This window comes from Frankia sp. Cppng1_Ct_nod, from assembly GCF_920656135.1.
In the GTDB taxonomy this organism is placed as follows: domain Bacteria; phylum Actinomycetota; class Actinomycetes; order Frankiales; family Frankiaceae; genus Protofrankia; species Protofrankia meridionalis.
This window is the reverse complement of record NZ_CAKKTK010000011.1, coordinates 50,980-72,222: the sequence shown is the minus strand read 5'-3', so window position 1 is coordinate 72,222 and position 21,243 is coordinate 50,980. Positions and strand designations below refer to the sequence as shown.

Annotated in this window: 16 protein-coding genes; 10 read left to right on the top strand and 6 right to left on the bottom strand. The window is 68.1% G+C overall.

Annotated features, from left to right (window positions below; translation table 11 throughout):
• The first annotated feature begins 100 nt into the window (after positions 1–100).
• From NBW77_RS05740 to NBW77_RS05725, 4 genes are all read left to right on the top strand, one after another.
• A complete protein-coding gene (locus tag NBW77_RS05740) occupies positions 101–1,891 on the top strand; it encodes a tyrosine-protein kinase domain-containing protein (protein WP_131747804.1) in 1,791 nt (596 codons plus the stop codon).
• A gap of 506 nt (positions 1,892–2,397) precedes the next feature.
• Complete coding sequence (gene alaS / locus NBW77_RS05735) at positions 2,398–5,076, top strand: alanine--tRNA ligase (protein WP_250279369.1); 2,679 nt, start codon at positions 2,398–2,400, stop codon at positions 5,074–5,076.
• Between the two features lie 346 nt (positions 5,077–5,422).
• Entirely contained in the window at positions 5,423–7,987 is a 2,565-nt protein-coding gene (locus NBW77_RS05730; RefSeq protein WP_250279367.1) for a SulP family inorganic anion transporter, read from the top strand.
• A 268-nt stretch (positions 7,988–8,255) separates the two neighbouring features.
• Positions 8,256–9,245 (top strand): ketopantoate reductase family protein, encoded by a 990-nt coding sequence (locus NBW77_RS05725; protein WP_131747803.1) that lies wholly within the window; start codon positions 8,256–8,258, stop codon positions 9,243–9,245.
• Here the strand turns inward: NBW77_RS05725 and NBW77_RS05720 are convergent.
• From NBW77_RS05720 to NBW77_RS05710, 3 genes are all read right to left on the bottom strand, one after another.
• Positions 9,197–10,153, bottom strand: a complete 957-nt coding sequence (locus NBW77_RS05720; protein ID WP_131747802.1) for a MarR family winged helix-turn-helix transcriptional regulator — start codon at positions 10,151–10,153, stop codon at positions 9,197–9,199. The genes NBW77_RS05725 and NBW77_RS05720 overlap by 49 nt on opposite strands.
• 88 nt (positions 10,154–10,241) lie before the next feature.
• Positions 10,242–10,760 (bottom strand): J domain-containing protein, encoded by a 519-nt coding sequence (locus tag NBW77_RS05715; protein WP_131747801.1) that lies wholly within the window; start codon positions 10,758–10,760, stop codon positions 10,242–10,244.
• Between the two features lie 88 nt (positions 10,761–10,848).
• On the bottom strand, positions 10,849–11,679 hold the full coding sequence (locus tag NBW77_RS05710; protein ID WP_250279366.1) for a sulfite exporter TauE/SafE family protein: 831 nt from the start codon (positions 11,677–11,679) through the stop codon (positions 10,849–10,851).
• Between the two features lie 331 nt (positions 11,680–12,010).
• Between NBW77_RS05710 and NBW77_RS05705 the strand changes: the two genes are divergently transcribed.
• The 6 genes from NBW77_RS05705 to NBW77_RS22720 all read left to right on the top strand — a co-directional run bounded on the left by NBW77_RS05705 (position 12,011) and on the right by NBW77_RS22720 (position 19,170).
• Positions 12,011–15,157 carry an ABC transporter permease subunit gene (locus tag NBW77_RS05705; RefSeq protein WP_349816971.1) on the top strand — a complete coding sequence of 1,049 codons (3,147 nt, stop codon included), beginning with the start codon at positions 12,011–12,013 and terminating at the stop codon, positions 15,155–15,157.
• A gap of 135 nt (positions 15,158–15,292) precedes the next feature.
• Positions 15,293–16,543 (top strand): ABC transporter substrate-binding protein, encoded by a 1,251-nt coding sequence (locus tag NBW77_RS05700; protein WP_131747799.1) that lies wholly within the window; start codon positions 15,293–15,295, stop codon positions 16,541–16,543.
• Between the two features lie 96 nt (positions 16,544–16,639).
• On the top strand, positions 16,640–17,098 hold the full coding sequence (locus NBW77_RS05695; RefSeq protein WP_250279365.1) for a VOC family protein: 459 nt from the start codon (positions 16,640–16,642) through the stop codon (positions 17,096–17,098).
• A gap of 64 nt (positions 17,099–17,162) precedes the next feature.
• Positions 17,163–17,864: a VIT1/CCC1 transporter family protein gene (locus NBW77_RS05690; RefSeq protein ID WP_250279364.1), complete on the top strand. Its 702-nt coding sequence runs from the start codon at positions 17,163–17,165 to the stop codon at positions 17,862–17,864.
• 201 nt (positions 17,865–18,065) lie between these two features.
• Positions 18,066–18,557: a DUF234 domain-containing protein gene (locus NBW77_RS05685; RefSeq protein ID WP_242606005.1), complete on the top strand. Its 492-nt coding sequence runs from the start codon at positions 18,066–18,068 to the stop codon at positions 18,555–18,557.
• Positions 18,558–18,621: 64 nt separating this feature from the next.
• Positions 18,622–19,170 (top strand): AMIN-like domain-containing (lipo)protein, encoded by a 549-nt coding sequence (locus NBW77_RS22720; RefSeq protein WP_131747798.1) that lies wholly within the window; start codon positions 18,622–18,624, stop codon positions 19,168–19,170.
• A gap of 93 nt (positions 19,171–19,263) precedes the next feature.
• Here the strand turns inward: NBW77_RS22720 and NBW77_RS05675 are convergent, their stop codons facing one another.
• The 3 genes from NBW77_RS05675 to NBW77_RS22280 form a co-directional block, all read right to left on the bottom strand.
• Complete coding sequence (locus NBW77_RS05675; RefSeq protein ID WP_131747797.1) at positions 19,264–19,836, bottom strand: metallophosphoesterase family protein; 573 nt, start codon at positions 19,834–19,836, stop codon at positions 19,264–19,266.
• A gap of 175 nt (positions 19,837–20,011) precedes the next feature.
• Positions 20,012–20,182, bottom strand: coding sequence for a hypothetical protein (locus tag NBW77_RS05670; RefSeq protein WP_165486249.1), 171 nt, complete (start codon positions 20,180–20,182; stop codon positions 20,012–20,014).
• Positions 20,183–20,222: 40 nt separating this feature from the next.
• On the bottom strand, positions 20,223–21,197 hold the full coding sequence (locus NBW77_RS22280) for a DUF6777 domain-containing protein (protein WP_349816970.1): 975 nt from the start codon (positions 21,195–21,197) through the stop codon (positions 20,223–20,225).
• Positions 21,198–21,243: the final 46 nt, after the last annotated feature.

Below are 21,243 nucleotides of genomic sequence, written 5' to 3'. Positions count from 1 at the left end.
ACTACGGATGGTAAGTGTACAGGCGTGAATCAAGTATGTTGGTTGCGCAGCGTGGTTATATGGTAGCCGGGAGCTTTCCCGGGGAGGGTTGGATCTGCTGGTGGAACTTCGGGACTACGTCAGAGCACTCCGCCGGAGCTGGCCACTCCTGTTGGTGTGTGTCATTTTGGGCGGCCTGATAGCGGCAGCCGTGACCTGGCGGGAGAAAAAGATCTATGCCGCGGTGGAGACGATGGTGGTCTCCTCGTCGGACGGCTCCGACACCGCGGCATCGGCGTACCAGGGAGGCCTGCTGTCGCAACAGCGGGTGAAGTCATATGCTGATCTTCTGGCGAGCGAACGGGTTGCCGCGGCAGTCATCGGCAAGCTCGGTCTCAACGACTCCCCGGGGAGCCTGCGAGGCCACATAGCGGCCCAGGCCGTTCCGGACACGGTGCTGTTGCGTGCGGTCGTCACCGACCCGGACCGGCGACGTGCCCAGATGATCGCGGATGCCGTCGGTGAGGCGTTCTCCGACGCGGTCGCGCAGATCGAGACGCCGGCTCCGGGTAAGGTGCCGTCGGTCCGGGTGAACGTGTGGGAGAAGGCGAAGCTCCCGGACGCGCCCGTCTCACCGAAACCGGCGCGCTCCATCGGGCTGGGCGCGCTCCTGGGCCTGATCGTGAGCACGGCCGCGGCAGTGGCGCGACACCGGCTCGATACCAGTGTCGGGACCGATACCGACGTCACCGCGGCGACGGGCCTGTCCACCCTGGGCACGATCGCCTTCGACTCGTCGGGTGCCAGCCGGCTCCTGGCCGGCATCCTGGGCGCGCAGTCGGCGCGTGCCGAGGCGTTCCGGCAGCTTCGGACGAACCTCCAGTTCGTCGATGTGGACGAACCCCCGAGGACCGTCGTGGTCACCAGTTCGACGTCGGCCGAAGGCAAGACGACGACCACCTGCAACCTCGCGATCGCCCTCGCGCAGACCGGCGTCCGGGTGGCACTGGTCGAAGCGGACCTGCGGCGGCCTTCCTTCGGGAACTATCTCGGGATCGAGACGGCCGCTGGTCTGACATCCGTACTGATCGGTACTGCAGATCTCGACGACGTACTGCTGCCGTGGGGCGACGAGACCGGTCGGCTGCATGTCCTGCCCAGCGGGCCGTTGCCGCCCAACCCCAGCGAACTGCTCGGGTCCCGCGGGATGGGCGAGCTGCTCGGCAAGCTGTCCGACCGCTTCGACCTGGTGCTGATAGACGCACCGCCCCTGCTCCCGGTCACCGACGCCGCTGTACTGGCCACGCAGACCGACGGCGCCCTGCTGGTCGTCCGCAGTGGTCGAACCCGGCGCGAACAGTTGACCAGGGCCACTGAAGCGCTACGAACGGTCGATGCGCGGATACTGGGAGTGGTTCTCAACATGGTCCCCGTCAAGGGACGTGACGCCGCCTCCTACTACGGCTTTCCAACTGCCGGGATGCATTTCGGAGCCGGGGTGGAACCGGGCGGGTCACGCCGCCGGACGGCAGCCATTGACCAGCGGGTGCCCACTGCACCCGGTTCTGGTTCCCGCCCCGCGAAGGCCAGGCATCTTGCCAGGGCGCACACGGCGAGGTCCTACCCCGCAGGGTCACACCCAGGAGGGGATCTCGAACGGGTGGCGATCGCGTCCCAGCGTAGGCCGCACGGCCATGAACTGCACGATGCCGATACCTCCGAGAGCATCACCGCGGATTTCGCTCTCGACGTGGACCACGCTCGCGTCGCCGGTCGCACCACGGACCGGGACACCGGTAGGGACGCGCCCCTTGACCACGGCTCGGTTGCCGATGATCTGGCGACCGACCGGACGACACCACTGACCTTCGACGCGAAGACGGTCGCCTCCCGTCGCCACAAGCGTTCCTGACGATCGGCGCGCGAAGCGTCGGGACGCGCCTGCCATGCACTTTCCGTCGTCAAACATCGGAAGGCTTGCCCGCAATCCCGGCAAGGGGAGTATTGCATGAGGTTTCGCGCATTCGGAGTTGCGCTGCTCCCGGGTGGTGGGCTGGCGCTGGGCGTGACGTCGGTCTCTCCGGTGTTCGCGCAGGGTCCGGAGGTGGCGAGCGCGGCGACCGGGGTACCGTGGCGCGCGGTCACCGCAACTGTGACCGTGCCTCCGCCGCTCGGCGGTGGGGTGATTCTTCGGGTTGCGGCGCGTCGCCGCCGGACCGCCGGACCGCCGGACCGCTGGCCTAGAGCCGGTGGGGTCCAGACCCCTGCACCCGTCCGGTCGAAGATCGACTGTGGACCGAAACTGCGTCGCGGAGATCCACGCCGCCTGGCTACGATGGGTCGTCGGCGCGCGCACCGCTACTCTGCGATCCGCGGCACGCGCCGGGGATCGTTGGTCCGCCGGTGAGGAAGGCTGCAATGAAGTCCGCTGAGATCGCGAGCCGCTGGCTCCGCTACTTCGCCGAACGCGGCCACACGGTGGTGCCGTCGGCTTCCCTCATCGCGGACGACCCCACACTGCTGTTGGTCAATGCCGGGATGGTTCCGTTCAAGCCGTACTTCCTCGGCGAGGTCCGGCCGCCGTTCACCCGCGCCGCGAGCATCCAGAAGTGCGTCCGGACCACCGACATCGAAGAGGTGGGCCGGACAACCCGGCACGGCTCCTTCTTCCAGATGTGCGGGAACTTCTCCTTCGGCGACTACTTCAAGGAGACCGTGATCCCGCTCGCGTGGGAACTGCTCACCACGCCGGTGACGGACGGCGGGTACGGCCTGGATGCGGACCGGCTGTGGGTGACTGTCTACCTCGACGACGACGAGACGGCCGACATCTGGCAGTCCAAGGTCGGGGTGCCCGCCGAGCGCATCCAGCGCCTCGGGATGGAGGACAACTTCTGGTCGATGGGTGTACCGGGCCCGTGCGGACCGTGTTCCGAGATCAACTACGATCGTGGGCCGGACTTCGGCGTGGCCGGCGGCCCGGCCGTGAACGGCGAACGCTACCTGGAGATCTGGAATCTGGTCTTCATGCAGTACATCCGGGGTGAAGGGTCCTCGAAGAAGGACTACCCGATCCTCGGCGATCTCCCGTCGAAGAACATCGACACCGGCCTGGGACTTGAGCGGCTCGCCGCCATCCTGCAGGGGGTCGACAACCTCTACGAGATAGACACATCCCGGACGATCCTCGACCGGGCGTCTGAACTGACCGGCACCCGCTACGGCGCCGACCATCGGTCGGACGTGTCGCTGCGGGTGGTCGCCGACCACGTGCGCACCTCGGTGATGCTCATCGGCGACGGGGTGCTTCCCGGCAACGAGGGCCGCGGCTACGTGCTGCGTCGCATGATGCGCCGGGCGATCCGCAACATACGCCTGCTCGGCGCACACGACGCGACCATGCGCGAGATGGTCGCGGCCACGGTCGACGCGATGGGCACGCAGTATCCCGAGCTGGTCACCGATCTCGCCCGGATCGACTCGGTGGCCACCGCCGAGGAGGCGTCGTTCCTGCAGACGCTGCGCACCGGAACTTCGATCTTCGATGTGGCGGCGACCGAGACGAAGAAGGCCGGCGGCGGCGTTCTCGCGGGCGAGCGGGCGTTCCAGCTGCACGACACCTACGGATTCCCGATCGACCTCACCCTGGAGATGGCGGCCGAGCAGGGTCTCGCCGTTGACGAGGAGGGTTTCCGCCGGCTCATGGGTGAGCAGCGGCAACGCGCCAAGGCGGACGCCCGGGCGAAGAAGACCGGGCATGTGGACACCTCGGCATACCGCGAGGTCCTGGATGTCGCCGGCCCCTCGGCGTTCACCGGATACGACAGCACCGCCGAGGAAGCCCGGGTGCGTGGACTGCTGGTCGACGGCGTGCCCGCTCATGAGGCCGGCGAGGGCGACGACGTCGAGATCGTGCTCGACCGCACCCCGTTCTACGCCGAGGGTGGTGGCCAGCTCGCCGACGCCGGCGTGATCCGCCTGGGCAGTGGCACCGAGATCGAGATCTTCGATGTGCAGAAGCCGCTGCCCGGCCTGATCGTCCACCGCGGTCGGGTGCGCTCGGGCGGAGTCGTCGTCGGCGCCGACGCCGAGGCGCGCATCGACCTTGCCCGGCGAGGGGCGATCTCCCGGTCCCACAGCGCCACGCACCTGACGCATCAGGCCCTGCGGGACGCTCTCGGCCCGACCGCTGCCCAGGCCGGCTCGGAGAACTCACCCGGCCGGTTCCGTTTCGACTTCTCCTCGGCTGGTGCGGTCCCGACGTCGGTGCTGGCCGATGTGGAGGAGACGATCAACCAGGTGCTGATCGAGGACCTCGACGTCCAGGCCGAGGTCATGAACGCCGACGACGCCCGCCGGACCGGCGCGATCGCGATGTTCGGCGAGAAGTACGGCGACCGGGTGCGGGTCGTCTCGATCGGTGACTACTCCCGGGAGCTGTGCGGTGGCACGCACGTCCGCCGCTCCGGGGAGCTGGGCCTGGTGAAGCTGCTCGGCGAGTCGTCGGTCGGAGCCGGAGTACGGCGGGTGGAGGCCCTCGTCGGCCTCGACGCCTACCGCTACCTGGCCCGGGAGGCCGTGCTCGTCTCGCAGATCACCGACGTGCTCAAGGCTCCCCGGGCGGACGTCCCCGAGCGGCTGTCCCAGGTACTCGCACGCCTGCGCGAGGTTGAGAAGGAACTGGAGAAGCTGCGGGCCGCGGAGGTCCTGGCCGTGGCCGGTGATCTCGCTCGGGCGGCCGAGGACGTCGGCGGGACGGCGCTGGTGGCCCACCAGGCACCCGACGACACGTCAGCGGACGATCTGCGCAGGCTGGTCCTAGACATTCGGGGCCGGATTCCCGCGGACCGCCCGGCGGTCGTCGCGGTCGCGGCGGCGGTCGGCGGCCGGCCGGTCCTCGTGGTCGGTACCAGCGGCCCGGCGCGCGAGCGTGGGATCAAGGCAGGGGATCTCGTCCGGGTCGCCGCGAAGATCCTCGGTGGTGGTGGCGGAGGCAAGGACGATCTCGCCCAGGGCGGTGGCAGCAACCCGGCCGCGATCGCGGACGCGCTCGCGGCGGTGGGGCGGTCCGTCGCGCAACGGGCGGCGGCTGCCTGACGGCCCGCCGCCCGCAACGGCGTTTCGTCCATTGACGTAAAGAATCACATCCGGCAACCCGCGCCGAGTCTCCTTCGTTGATCAGGGTGGTTCACCCGTATCTACAGGCAACATCAACCTGCAGGTAACAGGACTCGGACTGGCGGTCGGATGCGGGCGGGGGCGCCCACTGGTCGGCCCTTGAGACCGGCACGGTCGTCGTCATCACCATGCGGCGCCCTCGGGGCGATCTTCATCGCGACATCCTGTCCGATGCCGATCAGACCTCGAGGAGGGTGGCGTGGCCGTCCCCACACCATCACAGTCAGCGTCGTCACAGTCACAGTCACAGTCACAATCGCCGTCGTTGGCGCAGCACAGCCACTCGCCGCCGGTGTCATCGGACGGTGCTGCCCAGCACCGAGCCCGCAGGCGCCGGATCGCCGCGTTGCGGCCCGATCTGACCGCGTCGCTGGTGGTGTTCCTGGTCGCGATGCCGTTGTCACTCGGCATCGCGGTCGCCACCGGCGCCCCGGTGGCCGCCGGCCTCATCTCCGCCGTGATCGGCGGGATCGTCGCGGGGGCACTGGGAGGTGCGGCCCTTCAGGTCAGCGGGCCGGCGGCCGGGCTCACGGTGGTCGTCGCGGGCCTCATCGCCACCTACGGATGGCGGGTCACCTGCGCGGTGACCGCGGCCGCCGGGCTGGTACAGATCCTGTTCGGCGTCAGCCGGGTGGCCCGCGCCGCGCTCGCCGTGTCGCCCGCGATCGTGCACGGCATGCTCGGCGGGATCGGGCTCACCATCGTCTTCGGCCAGTTGCACGTCATCCTCGGCGGCGAGCCGAGCAGCCATGCCATCGACAACATCGCGGCGCTGCCCGGACGGATCGTCCACAGTCACAACGGCGCGGCTCTGATCGGCACCGTGACGATCGTCGTCATCCTGCTGTGGCCCCAGCTGGTCAGAAGGCTGCCGAGCGGGCTGCGGGTGATCCCCGCGCCGCTGGCCGCGATAGCCGTCGGGACCACACTCGCCGCGGCCGTCCACCTCGACCTGCCCCGGGTGGACCTGCCCGGATCGATCCTCGGCTCGGTGGCGCTGCCGGTCTTCCCCGATCGGGACTGGTCCGGGATCGTGATCGGCGTCCTGACGATCGCGATCGTCGCGAGCGTCGAGTCGCTCCTGTCGGCGGTGGCGGTGGAGAAGCTGGCCGCCGCGCATGGCCGGGGGGCGGGCCGGGTCGGTCTCGACCGGGAACTTCTCGGGCAGGGGGCAGCCAACGTCCTGTCCGGCCTGGCCGGCGGACTGCCCGTGACAGGTGTGATCGTGCGCGGTTCCACCAACGTCGCCGCCGGGGCGAGAACCCGTGCCTCCGCGGTCCTGCATGGCGTGTGGGTGCTGCTGTTCGCCGTGCTCCTCGGCGGTGTGGTCGAGTGGATTCCCCTGTCCGCCCTTGCCGGGCTGCTGGTGGTCGTCGGGGTCCGGCTGGTGGACGTCGCACACCTCCGCCATGTGCGGCGGCACGGAGAGCTACCCGTGTACGTCGTCACGCTTGTCGGTGTCGTCACCCTCGACCTGCTCCAAGGGGTCGTGCTCGGGATGGCCACCGCGCTGGGGCTGGTCGGGCGCCGGGTCCTGTGGTCGAACATCCATCTCATCCGGTCGGGGGAGACGTGGCGGGTGGACGTCGAGGGAACCCTGAGCTTTCTGTCCCTGCCCCGCCTCGCCCGGGTCCTCGGCCGGGTTCCCACCGGGGCTTCGGTGTCGATCGAGCTGGTGGTGGACTACCTCGACCACGCGGCCTTCGACCATCTGCACGCCTGGTGCGCCGCGCACGAGCGGGCCGGCGGGCACGTGACCGTCGATGAGATCGGTCATGCCTGGTTCCGGCCGTCTCGTGACGGCCAGGCCCACCGGCGCCGGACCGTCCTCCCGCACCTGCCCCGCTGGTTCGCACCCTGGTCGCAATGGCAGGAGCTGGCCGCGTCCCATGGGGACGCGCACCGCGCGAAAGCGCCCGGGACGGCGGGTGACCTCGGCGCGCAAGGGCCGGAGCCGGCGGATGCCGCCGACGGTCATGTGCATCCCGTCGGCACGATGCTGGTGGGGGTGGACGAGTTCCACCGCCGGGCCGCTTCGTTGCTGCGTCCGACTCTCGGGAACCTCGCCGAGGGCCAGCGTCCCAGCGCGCTGTTCCTCACCTGTGCGGACTCCCGTGTCGTACCGAACATCATCACCAGTAGCGGTCCTGGCGACCTTTTTACCGTGCGTAACGTCGGTAACCTCGTCCCGCTCGGTCGGGACGGCGGATCGGTCGCCCAGGGGTGGGATGGCGATCTGTCGGTGACGGCGGCGCTCGACTACGCCGTCGACGTCCTGCGGGTTCCCTCGATCGTGGTGTGCGGGCACTCCGGGTGCGGTGCCATGCAGGCGCTGCTTTCCGGCGACGCCGACCGGGATCCGGATTCGGCGCTGGAGGGTTGGCTGACCCATGCCCGCGGGGCGCTGTCACGTATGCCGCTGCCGGGCACGGAGTCACTGTCGCCCCTGGAACAGCTGGGTCGGGCGAACGTCGTCCAGCAGTTGGAGCACCTGCGCGGCCATCCTGCGGTGCGCCGCGCGCTGGAGCGCGGCCCCCTCGAGCTCGTGGGCCTCTACTTCGACATCTCCGCCGCCTACACCTGGGTCCTGGACGAGGCGACGGGCCGTTTCATCGACCCCTCGGTCGCCCTGACCGCGGTCGCGCCGCATCATCGCCGCCGTCCGCACCGCGGGTGGGACACGCAGACCGGGGCCTCGGCCACCGCCCGCCCGCCCACCGCGCATCCACAGCCGGCGCATCCACAGCCAGGGCCGCGTACTCGTGGTTCCGGGCAGGCCCCCCTCGACAGCGGTCGCCACGCCCGCCGCCGCCGAGGAACCCCGGCGTAGAACATCTCGATCACCTGGCACGGATGCCCGGCCGCCGTCTTCGTCTCCGTCTCCGTCGAACCGTTTCCGGTTATGGGCTGGTTAGCGCCGGCTGTTCCCGGATCAGGTGGCGTAGAATTCTGGGCCAGGGAGCACGAAAGGATTTCCAGGGTTACCGAACGGTCTTTTCCCCGGATGCAGAAGGCCGTCCACGGCCGGGTACTTGTGCCGGATTTCCGTAGGCCATCGACCCTGACGAACGTCCCGCTCCGGTCGGATACTGGATGGCATGCGTATTCTGGTCTTCGGTGGCGGAGTCATCGGTACGCTGCATGCCTGGGCGCTGTCGAGGGCCGGGCATGACATCAGCGTGCTCGTCCGCCCGGAACAGGTAACCCGCTGGTCCGACGGTATCGACCTGCAAATTCTCGATCTCCGGGGGAGACGACGCCGGGATGTCGCCGAGCGGTTCCGTCCCCGTGTCGTCACCGAGCTGCGTCCGTCGGACGGCGTCGAGCTGGTCGTCCTCGCGGTCCGGCACACCCAGACGCCCGACATACTGCCCGCACTGGCGCACAATCTCGGTCCGGCCACGGTGCTGTTCCTGAACCACAACTGGCGTGGCCTGGACTTCATCGACGCCTGCCTGCGCAAGGATCAGTACGTGCTGGGTGCCCCGCGGGCCGGCGGCAGCATCATCGACAATGTGTTGGACGGCGCGCTCGAAGGCGGAATCATGCTCGGGTCGAGCCTGTCCGGGAATCCTTTGCGGGGCGAGGTGACGGATACCGCGGAACAGAACCTGGGACGTCTCACCGCGCTCTTCGCCGAGGCTGGCTTCCGACCGGAGATCCAGCCTGATATGGAACACTGGTTGTGGGTGCATTTCGCGGCCACCACGGCGTGGATTTGCGGTGCTGCCCGGGCCCGCGGCTTCGCCTCGTTCACGCGCAGCAACCGGGCTGTTTATGACGCTTTGCACGCCGGGCGCGAGGCAATGCAGATATGCGCGGCCCGGGGCGCCGACATGCGGTTCGCGCAGAATGCCCGGCCGTTCCTGCTCCCACCGTCGACAGTGGCTCCGGCGGTACGGGTCATGCTCCGCGCGGAGCTGCCCCAGCGGGTCATGAACAATTACGGCCGGTACGCCCCCGTGGATCTCTACGAGATCTATGACGATCTTGTCCGTGTCGGCGAGCGGCTCGATGTTTCCATGCCCTGCCTGTCGTCCTACCGAAATGATGTGGAACGGATGGTGGAACTCGCCCCGACCCTGTGACCGCTGCCCATCGCCATCGCGGCCGGGTACCCGAGCAGTGCCCGCAGGAGGATGTTCAGCTCCGCGCTGCTGCTCGGGTCGAGCGGTGCTGTCAGCTCGGTGGCCAGCAGGTCCAGCGCGGCACGTGCGTGGGAGAGGACGTCCCGGCCGGAGTCGGTGAGCCGGAGATCATTGCGCCGGCGGTCGGTTCGGCTGGGTCGGCGTTCGACCAGCCGGTGTTCCTCCAGATCGTCGACGAGCTGGACGACGGCGGTGGCGCTCACGTGCAACTGTTCGGCGACCTGCTGTTGGGTGCATGGCTGGCCCGCAGCCAGTAGTGCCATTGCGCCGTAGTGGCGCGGGGTGATCCCTACCGGTATGAGGACGGTGTGGGCGAGTTCGCGCGCCCGAAGGTGTGCGCTCGCGAGGAGGAATCCGGTCCGTGCCGTCAGCTCGGCCGGCAGGTCCGGAACACGGTCGTTGCCGTAGAGCAGCCGGCGGAGCAGTTCGGCGAGGCGCCCGCGCTGGCCGGGCGTCAGGTGCCCGGTGGCCCGCTGATCGCCCCTGTCGATCGCGGGTCGCATCCCGTGGAGTTGCTCGGCGCCGAGTTCGGTGAGGACGAGCTGGTAGCTGCGCCGGTCGGTCGGGTTGCGGCGGCGGGCCACCAGACCCGCCGCCTCCAGCCGGTCGACAAGCTTGACCATGATGGTGCGGTTCACGGCCAGGCGTTCGGCAAGGTTCTGCTGGGACGTGGCTGTGCGGTGTTCAAGGGTGGTGAGGACCGCGTAGTCACGTGGATGCTGCCCGGGCGGCAGCATGACAAGCGCGCATTGCTCTGCCCACTCGTGGGCGAGCCTCAGCAGGTAACCGACCGAGTCTGCAAGTGCCGGTGGGATGGAGACAGAAGCCGGGTGGTGCATCGCGGGCATGCACACCTCCTGATCCAAAGATATCCGTAAGGGTGTCCTGCGGTCATCACCATGCACTCGCCCGGGTCTGGTGACCCGGGTTGCCCGGTCAGGAGGGCCTGGAGCGGTTGGCGACAACCGCGGCGATCGGCGGGATTACCGCGGCCACCAGCATCATCGCCAGGGCCGCGGGCACCGACACGAGCCGGACGACGCTGCCCGCGAGCACGAACAGGACGAGACAGACCGTCATCATTGCCAGATATCGTCGCCGTATCCGGTTCGCTTCCTCATGACCTTCACAGGTCGCGGTCATCGAGGACGGATGTGCTCCGCTGTTTTCGGCGGGCTGTGCCCCCGCAGTCCGGGGGGGACCGGTGTTCTGCTGCGGCGCCGGTGGCCCCCGGAAGTCCCCGGCCGTTCGGGCGAGCAGGTGACGGTCGTAGTCACGCCGTCGGTCGGGGTCGGCGAGGACCTGGTATGCCGCGGTGACCTGCTGGAACGCTCCCGCGGACCCGCCGGTGTCTGGATGCGTCCGCCGCGCCGCCCGCCGGTAGGCGGTGACGATCTGGGCGGGCGAGGCGGTCGGCTGCACGCCCAGAACGTCGTAGAGCGAGAGTCGGGCCACATGGCACCTTTACCCGGCTGTGAACGCCGGTTACCTCGCCCACCCGGTTACCTCGCCCACCCCACCGCTCCCGGACGATGGCGGATGTTCAGATGGAGATGATGAGGAGTACCGCGACGACCGCTCCAAGAGTGACAACTGTGGCACGCAGCGCGGTCGCCGGCAGTAGTCGGGCGATCCGTGCGCCCATGACGCCGCCGACGCATGACGTCACGAGCAGGATCGTGGCGAACGCCCAGGAGACCTGTGCGCTCGCCACGAACACGGCGATGCCGACAGCGTTGATCCCGAACGAGAGCAGCGTCTTGCCCGCGTTGGTGCGCTGAAGATCATCAGGTAGCAGGATGCCCAGTACGCCGAGCAGCAGCACGCCCAGGCCGGCGCCGAAGTAGGAGCCGTAGGCCCCGGCAAGGAAGACTCCGACGCGGGTCGGCCAGGTAACAGCGCCGGCGGTGTCCGTCCCGCTGGAACCGCTGGAACCGTCCGGGCGAGGGCTGTCGCCGGCCACGGCCGACCGCAGGGCCGCGGCGGCGCGGCGGCGGCCGACCAGCCGGGCCAGCCACGGTTGGGCGGCAAGCAGAAGGCATGCCGCCAACACCAGGTAGCCGACTGCTGCCCGAAAGGAGTCGGCGGGTGTGAGCAGCAGGATCACCGCGCCGGTCAGCCCGCCGAGCAGTGCGGGGACACCGAGCGCCCGGAGCCGGTCGGCCTGGCCGGAAAGCTCCCGCCGGTAGCCGAACGCGCCGCCGGCGTATCCGGTGACGAGGCCGACCGAGGACGTGATGTTCGCGGTGAACGCCGGCATACCGGTGGCGAGCAGCGCGGGGAAGGCGATCAGGGTGCCTCCGCCCGCCACGGCGTTGACCGCCCCGGCCAGCAGCCCGCCGGCAGCGACAAGGCCGGCGTCCAGTGGTTCCATTCCGTCCCCGTCCCCTCGTCCAGCCGCTCCAGTAGAACTGGTCGTGGCCGGCGGGAGGATGCTCGAAAAGTGACGCCGACGACCTGCCGGGCGGCTGTGCCGGGCAAGAACAAAATTCTCGACCGGGCCGATTCCCGATTTCGTATTAAGCTTTATACCTTATATGACAATTCGACTTGATATCCACCTTGTCTATAATATCGCTTACCGCTAGGTTCCGGATGATTGTGCAACAGGTTTGAGTGCCCGGACGGAGGATGTGGCGGCTCATGGGCGTCGGATTCGGCATGGTGACGGACGCTGACCGTGGGTGTACGGTGCTGTGAGTGACATGCTGGGATACGCTGTGCTCAGCCTCGGGACCGGCGCGTTGTACGCGCTGGTGGCATCAGGCGTTGTCGTCATTCAACGTGGCACCGGTGTTCTCAACTTCGCGCAGGGCGCGCTGGTCATGTGGTCCGCGTATTTCTTCAGCGGGGCACACGAGGGCTTGGGTCTGCCGCTCGCGCTAGCGGGCGTTCTGACCGTCGCGGTCACGGCGGGGATGGGCTTCGCCTTCGCGGTGCTGGTGATGCGGCCCCTGGGCGGCGCGCCGCAGCTGACCCGCGTCATGGCGACGCTCGGCCTTTTGATCATCCTGCAGGCGCTGATCGGTCTGTTCTACGGGGCCGGGATACGCTCCTCGCCCTCGGTACTGCCGATTGGCCAGGTGGCGCTGTCCGGCACGGTGATCGGCGTCGACGTGTTCGTCCGGCTCGCGGTAGTGACGGTCGTGGTGGTCACCCTGTGGGCAGGTTTCCGGTTCACCACGCTGGGTCTGGCCACGACCGCCGTTGTCGAGAACCCGTTGGCCGCCGCCGCGTCCGGATGGTCGGCCAACGCTGTCGCGGCCGCCGCGTGGTGCGCGGGCTCGGCCATTGCCGGCCTGGCGGGGGTGCTGCTGGCGCCGCTGGCGAACCCGCTGTCGTCGGCAAATCTGATCATGCTGGTGGTGCCGGCACTCGCCGTCGCGCTCATCGCGCACTTCCGCTCGTTTCCGGGGGTGCTTGCCGGCGGTCTCGCGCTCGGGCTGGTGGAGCTTGAGACCCAGGTCCACCTCATCACCGGGCACCCCGGTTGGAGCGGAGCGGACCGGGCGATCCCGCTCGTAGTGATCATTTTTTACCTGGTGGTGCGCGGAGGTGTCATTCCCGGACGCGGGCACGTCACGGTGGGACACCCTGCACTGGGCAGCGGCCGGATCCACTGGCCCGCCCTCGTCCTGTTGCTGGCCACGGCACTCTCGCTCATCTGGTTCGTGCTGCCGGACGACTGGGTGAACGCGGTGGGCGCAAACGCGATCTGGGCCCTGCTCATGCTGTCGCTGGTCGTCCTGGTGGGCTTCACCGGCCAGATCTCCCTGGGCCAGCTGTCGCTCGCCGGCGTCGCGGCGCTCATCGCCGGACGCCTCGTCGCTGTCCGGCACTGGCCGCTGGAGGCTGCGCTCGTCGTCGGCGTACTCGGTGCTGTGCTGGCCGGGCTGCTGTTCGCGCTACCCGCGTTGCGCACCCGGGGCCTGCAGCTCGCCGTCGTCACGTTGGGCATGGGTGCGGCTGCCGACGCTGTGCTGTTTCAACGTGGCTACCACTCGCCGCCGCCGTCCGGTGCTGCGGCGCGCATCTTCGGCAAGCTGGGCTCGCCCGAGGGGACGATCGTCGGCTCACAGTCCTTCCTCGGTGTCGAACTCAACAAGATTGACGATCCGGCCGGCTTCGCCACGCTCGTGCTCGTCGTCTTCACGCTGGTGGCCCTGGCCGTCGCGAACCTTCGGCGGGGCCGCGCCGGGCGGCGGCTGATCGCGGTGCGCACCAACGAGCGGGCCGCGGCGGCGCTCGGCATCAGCGTGGTCGGGGCCAAGCTGTACGCGTTCGCGTTGTCGGCCGCGATCGCCGGGTTCGGCGGTGTTCTGTACGCCTTCTACCAGTACGGCGAGCTCGGGAACATCAACTATGGAACGGGGATGTTCGCACCGTTCGGCTCGATCGTTCTTATCGCCTTCGCGGTGGTGGGCGGGATCGGCTGGGTGAGCGGCTCCTTCGCGGGTGCCACGATGGTCGTCGGAGCGCTCGGTACGCGCGTCGGAGTATTCCTCGGTGACTTTCTCGGCAGGCTCGGATGGCTGGCACGCCTTGCCGTCGTCGCCGGTGGCGGTGCCCTCGGCCGAACTCTCGGCCGAACTCTCGACCGCCGAATGCGGGGTGGTCGAAGTGGCTCGGGCTCGCGGCATGCGCCGTGGGCCGGCGCCGCGGTGCTGGCGGCACTCGCCGTCGTCCTGGGTTCGATGATCGACGACTGGCTCGTCCAGCTCGACCGTTACATGCCGCTGGTCAGCGGCGTCGTACTACTAATGATCATGATTGGTTCCGGTGGTGGGATGGCCGCCGAGAATGCCCGTACCTTTCGACGGATCCTGGACCGGACGCGGCCGGCCTGGCACGTCCTGAAACGATGCCTGCCGTTCGGGTGGCTGCCGCCCGGATGCCCGCCGTTCGGGCGGACGTCGGCGCGGCCCGCCGACGTCCGACGGGAGCGTCGTCTCGCCCGCCTGCTGAAACCCGCCGCCGGTGCGCGGCACCCGACGGTCCGGCCGGCGTGCCTGTCGATCTCGGGTCTGACCGTCACGTTCGGCGGGATCACCGCCGTCCGCGACGTCGGTTTCGCTGTGGACGCCGGCGAGATGGTCGGGCTGATCGGCCCTAACGGGGCCGGGAAGACAACCGTCATCGACGCGGTCAGCGGCTACAACCGGCCGGCGTCCGGCATGCTGATGCTCGGGGGGACACGACTGGACCAGCTTTGCGCGCATCGGCGGGCACGTGCCGGGATCGGCCGCTCGTTCCAGCAGCTCGACCTGTTCGAGGACCTCACCGTGCTGGAGAACATCCAGGCCGCGAGTGACCCGCGGGACACACTGGCCTACCTCACCAACCTGCTGGTGGCACGGGAACGGCCATTGTCACCGATGGCGGTGGCCGCGATCGACGTGTTCGGGCTGCGCGACGACCTGTTCCGCAGGGTGTCGGAGCTGCCGTACGGCCGCAGGCGGCTGCTCGCGGTTGCGCGCGCTGTTGCCGCCAGTCCGTCCGTCCTGCTGCTCGACGAGCCGTGCGCCGGGCTGGACGAGGCGGAAAGCGCGCGGCTTGCCGGACTGCTGCGGCTCCTTGCCGACGACTGGGGGCTCGCCATCCTGCTCAACGAACACGACATGAACGTCGTCATGGGTGTCTGCGACCGCGTTGTCGTCCTCGATGCCGGAAACAAGATCGCCGAAGGTTCGCCGGATGAGGTCCGAGGCGACGTCCGGGTGCGCACGGCGTATCTGGGTGAAGCCCCACCGAGTCGCCGACCACCGGGCCGGCCCCGCTCCAGGCAACTGCCCTTGAGCCTGCCGGTCGGACCGGCTGTGCCCGGCCATGATGCCGCTCGAATAGCTGAATAGCTGAATAGGCAGATATGGCGAACTGATATTGATAAAAGACTGAATAACGGCATGCGCGGGTCTGGTCTATCGTCCGGAATTGTCGGCACGGCATCGGCAGGGCGACATCATAAGAAGAAATGGAAGGGGCTCACGGTGCGGCGCAGAACGAGGCTCCAGGTGGTGGTGGCGGGCCTGGGCGCGGCGGTGACGCTGGTCGCCTGCTCGGACGGCGGTGACGGGTCCGGTTCGCGGCGGGCGTCGGGCCAGTCCGGTTCGCCGGTCAAGATGATGGTCATTGCGCCCACGGGGACCACCGGTGGGAACTACCCGGAGATGGTGGCGGCGGCGAGAGCGGCTGTCCTCGGCGTCAACAGCCGTGGCGGGATCAAAGGGCATCCGGTCGAGCTGGTCTACTGCAATGAGAAGAACGACACGTCCGCGGCGCAGGCGTGCGCGAAACAGGCTGCCGACACCGGCGTCCTCGCGGTCGTGTCGGAGACCAGCGGGGCCGGTGGCATCATGCCGACATTGGCGAAGGCGGGCATCGCCTCGGTCGGGTCCGCCGGGGTCTCGGCGGACGGGTCGGAACTCAGCTCGCCGATCAGCTTCGTGATCAGTCCGTTGGTTCTGTACCCCACGGTCTGCGCGGCGCTGTTGAAGAAGGCCGGTGCCCGTCATCTCGGGATGGTCGGCTATGACCTGGGCGCGAGCGACCGTTTCCTGACCCTTGGCGAGGTCGGGGGTAAGGCCGTCGACCTGCCCGTCAACCCTGTTGTCAGGGTGCCGGTGACGACGGGCGACTTTACCCCGACCGTCTCCCAGCTGACCGGGGCGGGCGTCGACGGCGCGGTCCTGGTGGTGACCGAACAGGCGGCTGTGGCGGTGATGCGTGACGGCGGGGAGCGGTTTTCCTACTGCCATGCGACAGGCACCGTCTCCGATACGAGCCTCGCGAAGCTCGGACCGGTGGCCGACAGGCTGGTCGAGGCGACCGCCTACCCTGAACTCGACCAGTCCGACCAGTTCAGCGAACTGCGACGGATGAGCGCGGAGCTTGCCGCCGAGTACTCGGCCGGTGACAAGGATGCGGCCCCCGCGCTGTGGCGGTCGAGCACGTCGTTGAACGGCTGGCTGTCCGTTCAGATCGTTGAGAAGGTCGGCAACCAGGTGCCGGGCGACCTCACGGCGTCCGCCCTGCTCGCGCAGTTGGGCCGGACCTCCAGGTTGGATCTGCAGCTCGTACCGACGCTGGACTTCACCAGGCCCAATCCCATTCCTGGGGTGGAACGGGTGTTCAACACGACTCTGCGTGGGGCACGCTGGAGCAGCGCCGAAGGCAGGCACGTGTCGCTGGGCAGCGAGACATACCCGGCACTCGACCTGCTGGAAAAGGGTTCCCGGTAGTCGAGTCCGGTCGACGTCGTCCGTATTCGGTGAGCGGAGGGTCGATGTCGGGAACACCCCGTGGGAAGGACTCGGCGGGTGAAGGGAAGTAGCGGGATGCTCACGCAAGCGCGATGGACGCATGTGGCCCTACCGTCCAGCGACATGGACGCCTCGATCGACTTCTATACGACGATGACGCCGCTCGTGGTTGTCGCGACCCGAGGGGATGAGCTGGGGCGCATTGTCTGGCTGTCCAATGCAGGGCAGTGGCAGGAGCCGTTCGTGCTGGTCCTCGCCGAGTTCACCAGCGAGCGTGGGCATCGACAGCCGATCATGGCGCCGTTCGCGCACATCGGGATCGAGCTGCCCGACCGGGCCGACGTCGACGAGATCGCGGGTCGGGCGCGGGCGGCGGGGTGCCTGCACTGGGAACCGCAGGACCTGCCCGACCCGGTCGGGTACATCTGCGCGGTGACCGATCCGGACGGCAACGTGATCGAGTTCAGTCATAACCAGCGGGTGTATCAGACCGTCCGCGAACTGTGGGGTCCGCCGGTGAGCGCTGCACGGTGAGCGCTGAGTGATAGGTGGCACCGGGTGACCCCGTGGCGTTCGATCGAAGCATGGTGATCGAAGCATGGTGAGACGAGGCCATCAGGAGCGGCACCGTGGTGAGCGGTCAGGCTGGCTGCGCGCCGCGGTGCTCGGCGCGGACGACGGCCTGGTGTCCACCGCGAGCCTGATGCTCGGGGTGGCGGCGTCGTCGGCGTCCCGAGCGGCAGTGGTGACCGCGGGCCTTGCCGGGCTTGTCGCAGGAGCGACGTCGATGGCCGCGGGCGAGTTTGTCTCGGTGAGCTCCCAGAAGGACGTCGAGCAGCAGGATCTTTCCGTTGAGGCGGCGGAGCTTATGGCCGATCCCGCAGCCGAACTGGACGAGCTGACAGGCATCTACGTACAGCGCGGGTTGAACCCGCGGCTGGCCAGGGAGGTTGCGGTCGAGTTCAGCCGGGCTGATCCGCTCGCCGCCCACGCCCGGGACGAGCTCGGCCAGTCGCCGACCACGGCGGCCCGTCCGGTGCAGGCCGCGGTGGCCTCGGCGGCGAGTTTCGCGGGTGGTGCGGTGCTTCCGCTGATCGCAATGTTGGCCGGCTCCGGCACTGCCCGGATCGTGTTGTTGGTCGTGGTGGCCGTGGTAGGGCTCGGCTTTCTCGGAGGTCTCGGTGCCGCGCTCGGTGGTGCGAACCGTAGGCGTGCGGCCGTTCGCGTCGTCCTTGGCGGTTCCATCGCCATGGCTGTGACAGCCCTGGTCGGCGCCCTGGTCGGAACCGCCATCGGCTGACCTCCGGCTGTCGACTTTCTTCAGAGCACCGCACAGATGACTGACATCCATGTCACTAACATCAATGTTACTAACTTGGATGTTAGTCTTACAGGCCAGCGATGTCCTGCGGACGATCGGCGCCGACGAACGGGCTTACTCGGCGATTGCCGCCCGGTCTGGGCTTGTGGCGACGCCGCTGACCCGTATCTGCGGTTCTGGTTGCGCTTTGTCGAGCCGGGAATCAACGACATCCAACGCGGGGGGCCGGACCTGGCCCGGGCCAGGATCACCATGTCATGGGCGCAGTACCGCGGGCGTGCGGTCGAGCCGCTGGTTCGGGAGGCCCTGGCCCGGCTGGCCGCGTCCGACCCCGATCTCGGGGGCGCGGAAACGGTCGGTAGCTGGTGGCCTCGTGGCAACATTCCCGAGGTCGATCTGGTCGGCGTCCGCCACGGCGACGCTGGGAAGGCGGTTTCGTTCATCGGCTCGATCAAGTGGCGTGAACGTGAGCCGTTCACCCAGGCTGACCTCGACGAACTTCTGGCGGTCCGACCGGTCGTGCCCGGTGCGGCAGGCGCTGCCTCGGTGGCGGTAGCCCGAACAACGTGCACGGCAGCAGGCGTCGCGTTCTACGACCCGGCGCGCCTCATCCGAAGGCGTTATCGTTCCCGTCATCGGACGCGACCGTGCCCCGGCGGAAACCGACAATAACCACGCCGGGTGACTTCAGAATAATGGTGCAGGATACCGATTCTCGGTATTTGAAGGAGTATGTATGGTCAGGGTAAGACTACTTACGAGTATTCTCATAGGCGTATTGTTCGGAACTGTCGGCACGGTGCTTGTCGCTGGTCAAGCACAGGCAACTGAGGGATACTGCGGGATTGCATGGGGCAGTTCTCCCAAGACCGCCGAGCCGTACAGCCAGGACGGGTTGACCGATATACGGACCGGCGGACATCAGTGCTGGGACCGCATGGTGCTGCAGATGAACGGGCCGGCCGCCGGCTATGACGTCCACTATGTGGGAAATGTCTACGCTGATGGCTCGGGTCAGCTCGTCCCGCTGAGCGGTGGCGCGAAGCTCCAGATCGTCCTCAAGGCGCCTTCCTACGACCAGAGTGGTCGGCCAACATATTCCCAGACCGCTGGTGGCAGTCTTCCCGGCGTGAACCTCGCCGGCTATCGGACGTTCCGGGACGCCAGGTTCGCCGGCAGCTTCGAAGGGCAGTCCACAATCGGGCTCGGAGTTCGCGCCCGCCTGCCCTTCCGGGTATTCAAGCTGGACGACCGAGTGGTGCTGGACGTGGCTCACTTCTGGTGAGCGGACCGGCGTTCTGGCCGGCCCGTGGCTCGGGTCTCGAGGCGTGTTCCGCGGAACACACCAACCTGCGCCGCGCCGGGTTCGCCCGACAGGCTACCCGGGCATGGTCTCCATCAGCGCCAGCACGGCTTTCTCCGATACGGGCGTCCAGTCCCAGACGTCCACTCCAACGTTGATCTGCCGGTCGTGGACCTGCCAGGCGTCGTGCACATGCCCACACAGCAGTGGCCGACCGTCGTCCTGTGGGCGGCGGTCGGCGTACCTGTCCTGGGCCGTATGATCGCCGCGATAGGGAAAGTGCGCCAGCGTGACGAGCTGGTTGCCGATACGATGATCCCGTACGACCCCGGACGCATGGATATCGGCGAACCCGGCCTCGACATATCGACTGGCCTGGCCGGCGTGCCGACGGTGCCCGGACCAGCACGAGTCGTGGTTACCCGCGACGAGAATCTTGCGTCCATTCAGATCGGCGACCGGGTCGAGCTTCGTCGGCGTGAGGGTGACGTCACCGAGAACCCAGACGGTGTCGGTCGGCGCCACCACGGCGTTCCACAGCTTCACCAGGCCCGCGTTCATCGCCTCCACGTCAGGCCATGGCCGTGAGGCATAGGTCAGAATGTTCGTATGGCCGAAATGGAGATCGGCCGTATACCACGTCGTCAAGCTTCCTCTCTTCATTCCGCCGGTGTCCGACGTCGCGGCCGAAGTCGCTCGCGTCGTTGCTGTCCATGTTGTTACGTTGATGTTAACATCGTGGTGTGGGTTCGGACTCGCCGTCGGACTCCGTTCGGAACCAGCCCCAGGCTTTCTGAGGCAGGCTGACGCGGTGAGCTGCCGCTCAGTGGTTGGTCGAGTCCCGGCGGCGCAGGGCCGGGTCGGTCAGCAACAGCGGCTGGTAGCCGGCGTCCGCCGGGTTGATCGTCGTACCCGGCAGCGTGATCTCGTCGCCCAGCCGCTTGATCCGTGCCTTGTGTCTGCGCCGCTCGGCTCGGGAGAGCGCCGTACCCATAGTCCCTTGTCCGACAAGTTCAATATCGGTAAATAACGGACTAAGAGGGCGGGGCTTGAGTGACGGGGGGTGGCTGTCTTCCAGTAGTTGGTGGTGTTGAGATTTCGGTCCGCGGTGCGTGCTCGGTGGTCGGTGGTGCTGAACTCTCCGTCGGGGTCGACGGCTCGGTGGTCGACGGCTCGGTGGTCTGTGGTGCTGAACTCTCCGTCGGCGTCGGCGTCGGCGTCGACGGTGACGGCGGTGGTGACGGAGACGGTCCGGTGGTCGGCGTCGGCGGTGTCCACGACGGACCTGGCTGCGGCAGCACGTACGCCGGGCCGTCATCGGCTCCGGATGTGCCGATGGGGCGATCGAAGACCATGCCGTTCGACAGATCCCTGAGGGTGAAGCTGGCGATGGTCACGGTCACGGCTGTGACAGATGTGACGGTTGCGCGGGAGAACGCCGGCCACGGTGTGCCGACATACCTGAGACCCGCGGTCGCGGTCGGTTGAGTAAGTGGATTTCCACAGTTACATTTCGTCACCGGCTGCCCGAACTTGTCGACAATCACTGCAGTGCCGGCCTGGATGACGGCGGGCACTGGTTGGGCTTTCCCGTCAACGAAAGAATATTTGGTGAGATAGGTGTCATACTGGAGAAGTACCGGAGTAAGATCGGCCAGGTAGTCGGGAATGTTGACCGGCAGGATTCCCAGTACGCCGGCCCAGGCAGCCGCCCGGTCGGGGTGTGTCGTGAGATCTAGGCCGAGTTCCTTCGTATCGCATGTGGATACGTTGTGTATCCCCCCGTACAGGCCTGCGGTGTCCGCCCGGAACGCACCGCTTATTCCTCGCGGCGGCGTCACGTCCGTCCGGTCGGTGGCTGCGGTCCGCGCGAAAGGATCAGTGCCGGACGCCGATGCCGGCGTCAGGTCCACGTCCACCCCGGGCTTCGCCCCGCCATGGATATGAACCACTGCGAAACCGGTACCGCCCGCGATCACGGCTATGGCAAAAATAATTTGTAGGGACATTGGTAGGGGCATTGTGAAGGAAATTCTCCCGCGACCGCCGGTTGAC

Bases quoted from the DNA above. Each gene is read 5' to 3' on its own strand.
- alaS (WP_250279369.1), top strand. From the start codon at position 2,398: ATGAAGTCCGCTGAGATCGCGAGCCGCTGGCTCCGCTACTTCGCCGAA.
- NBW77_RS05725 (WP_131747803.1), top strand. From the start codon at position 8,256: ATGCGTATTCTGGTCTTCGGTGGCGGAGTCATCGGTACGCTGCATGCC.
- NBW77_RS05720 (WP_131747802.1), bottom strand. From the start codon at position 10,153: ATGCCCGCGATGCACCACCCGGCTTCTGTCTCCATCCCACCGGCACTT.
- NBW77_RS05710 (WP_250279366.1), bottom strand. From the start codon at position 11,679: ATGGAACCACTGGACGCCGGCCTTGTCGCTGCCGGCGGGCTGCTGGCC.
- NBW77_RS05705 (WP_349816971.1), top strand. From the start codon at position 12,011: ATGCTGGGATACGCTGTGCTCAGCCTCGGGACCGGCGCGTTGTACGCG.
- NBW77_RS05695 (WP_250279365.1), top strand. From the start codon at position 16,640: ATGCTCACGCAAGCGCGATGGACGCATGTGGCCCTACCGTCCAGCGAC.
- NBW77_RS05690 (WP_250279364.1), top strand. From the start codon at position 17,163: ATGGTGAGACGAGGCCATCAGGAGCGGCACCGTGGTGAGCGGTCAGGC.
- NBW77_RS22720 (WP_131747798.1), top strand. From the start codon at position 18,622: ATGGTCAGGGTAAGACTACTTACGAGTATTCTCATAGGCGTATTGTTC.
- NBW77_RS05670 (WP_165486249.1), bottom strand. From the start codon at position 20,182: ATGGGTACGGCGCTCTCCCGAGCCGAGCGGCGCAGACACAAGGCACGG.
- NBW77_RS22280 (WP_349816970.1), bottom strand. From the start codon at position 21,197: ATGTCCCTACAAATTATTTTTGCCATAGCCGTGATCGCGGGCGGTACC.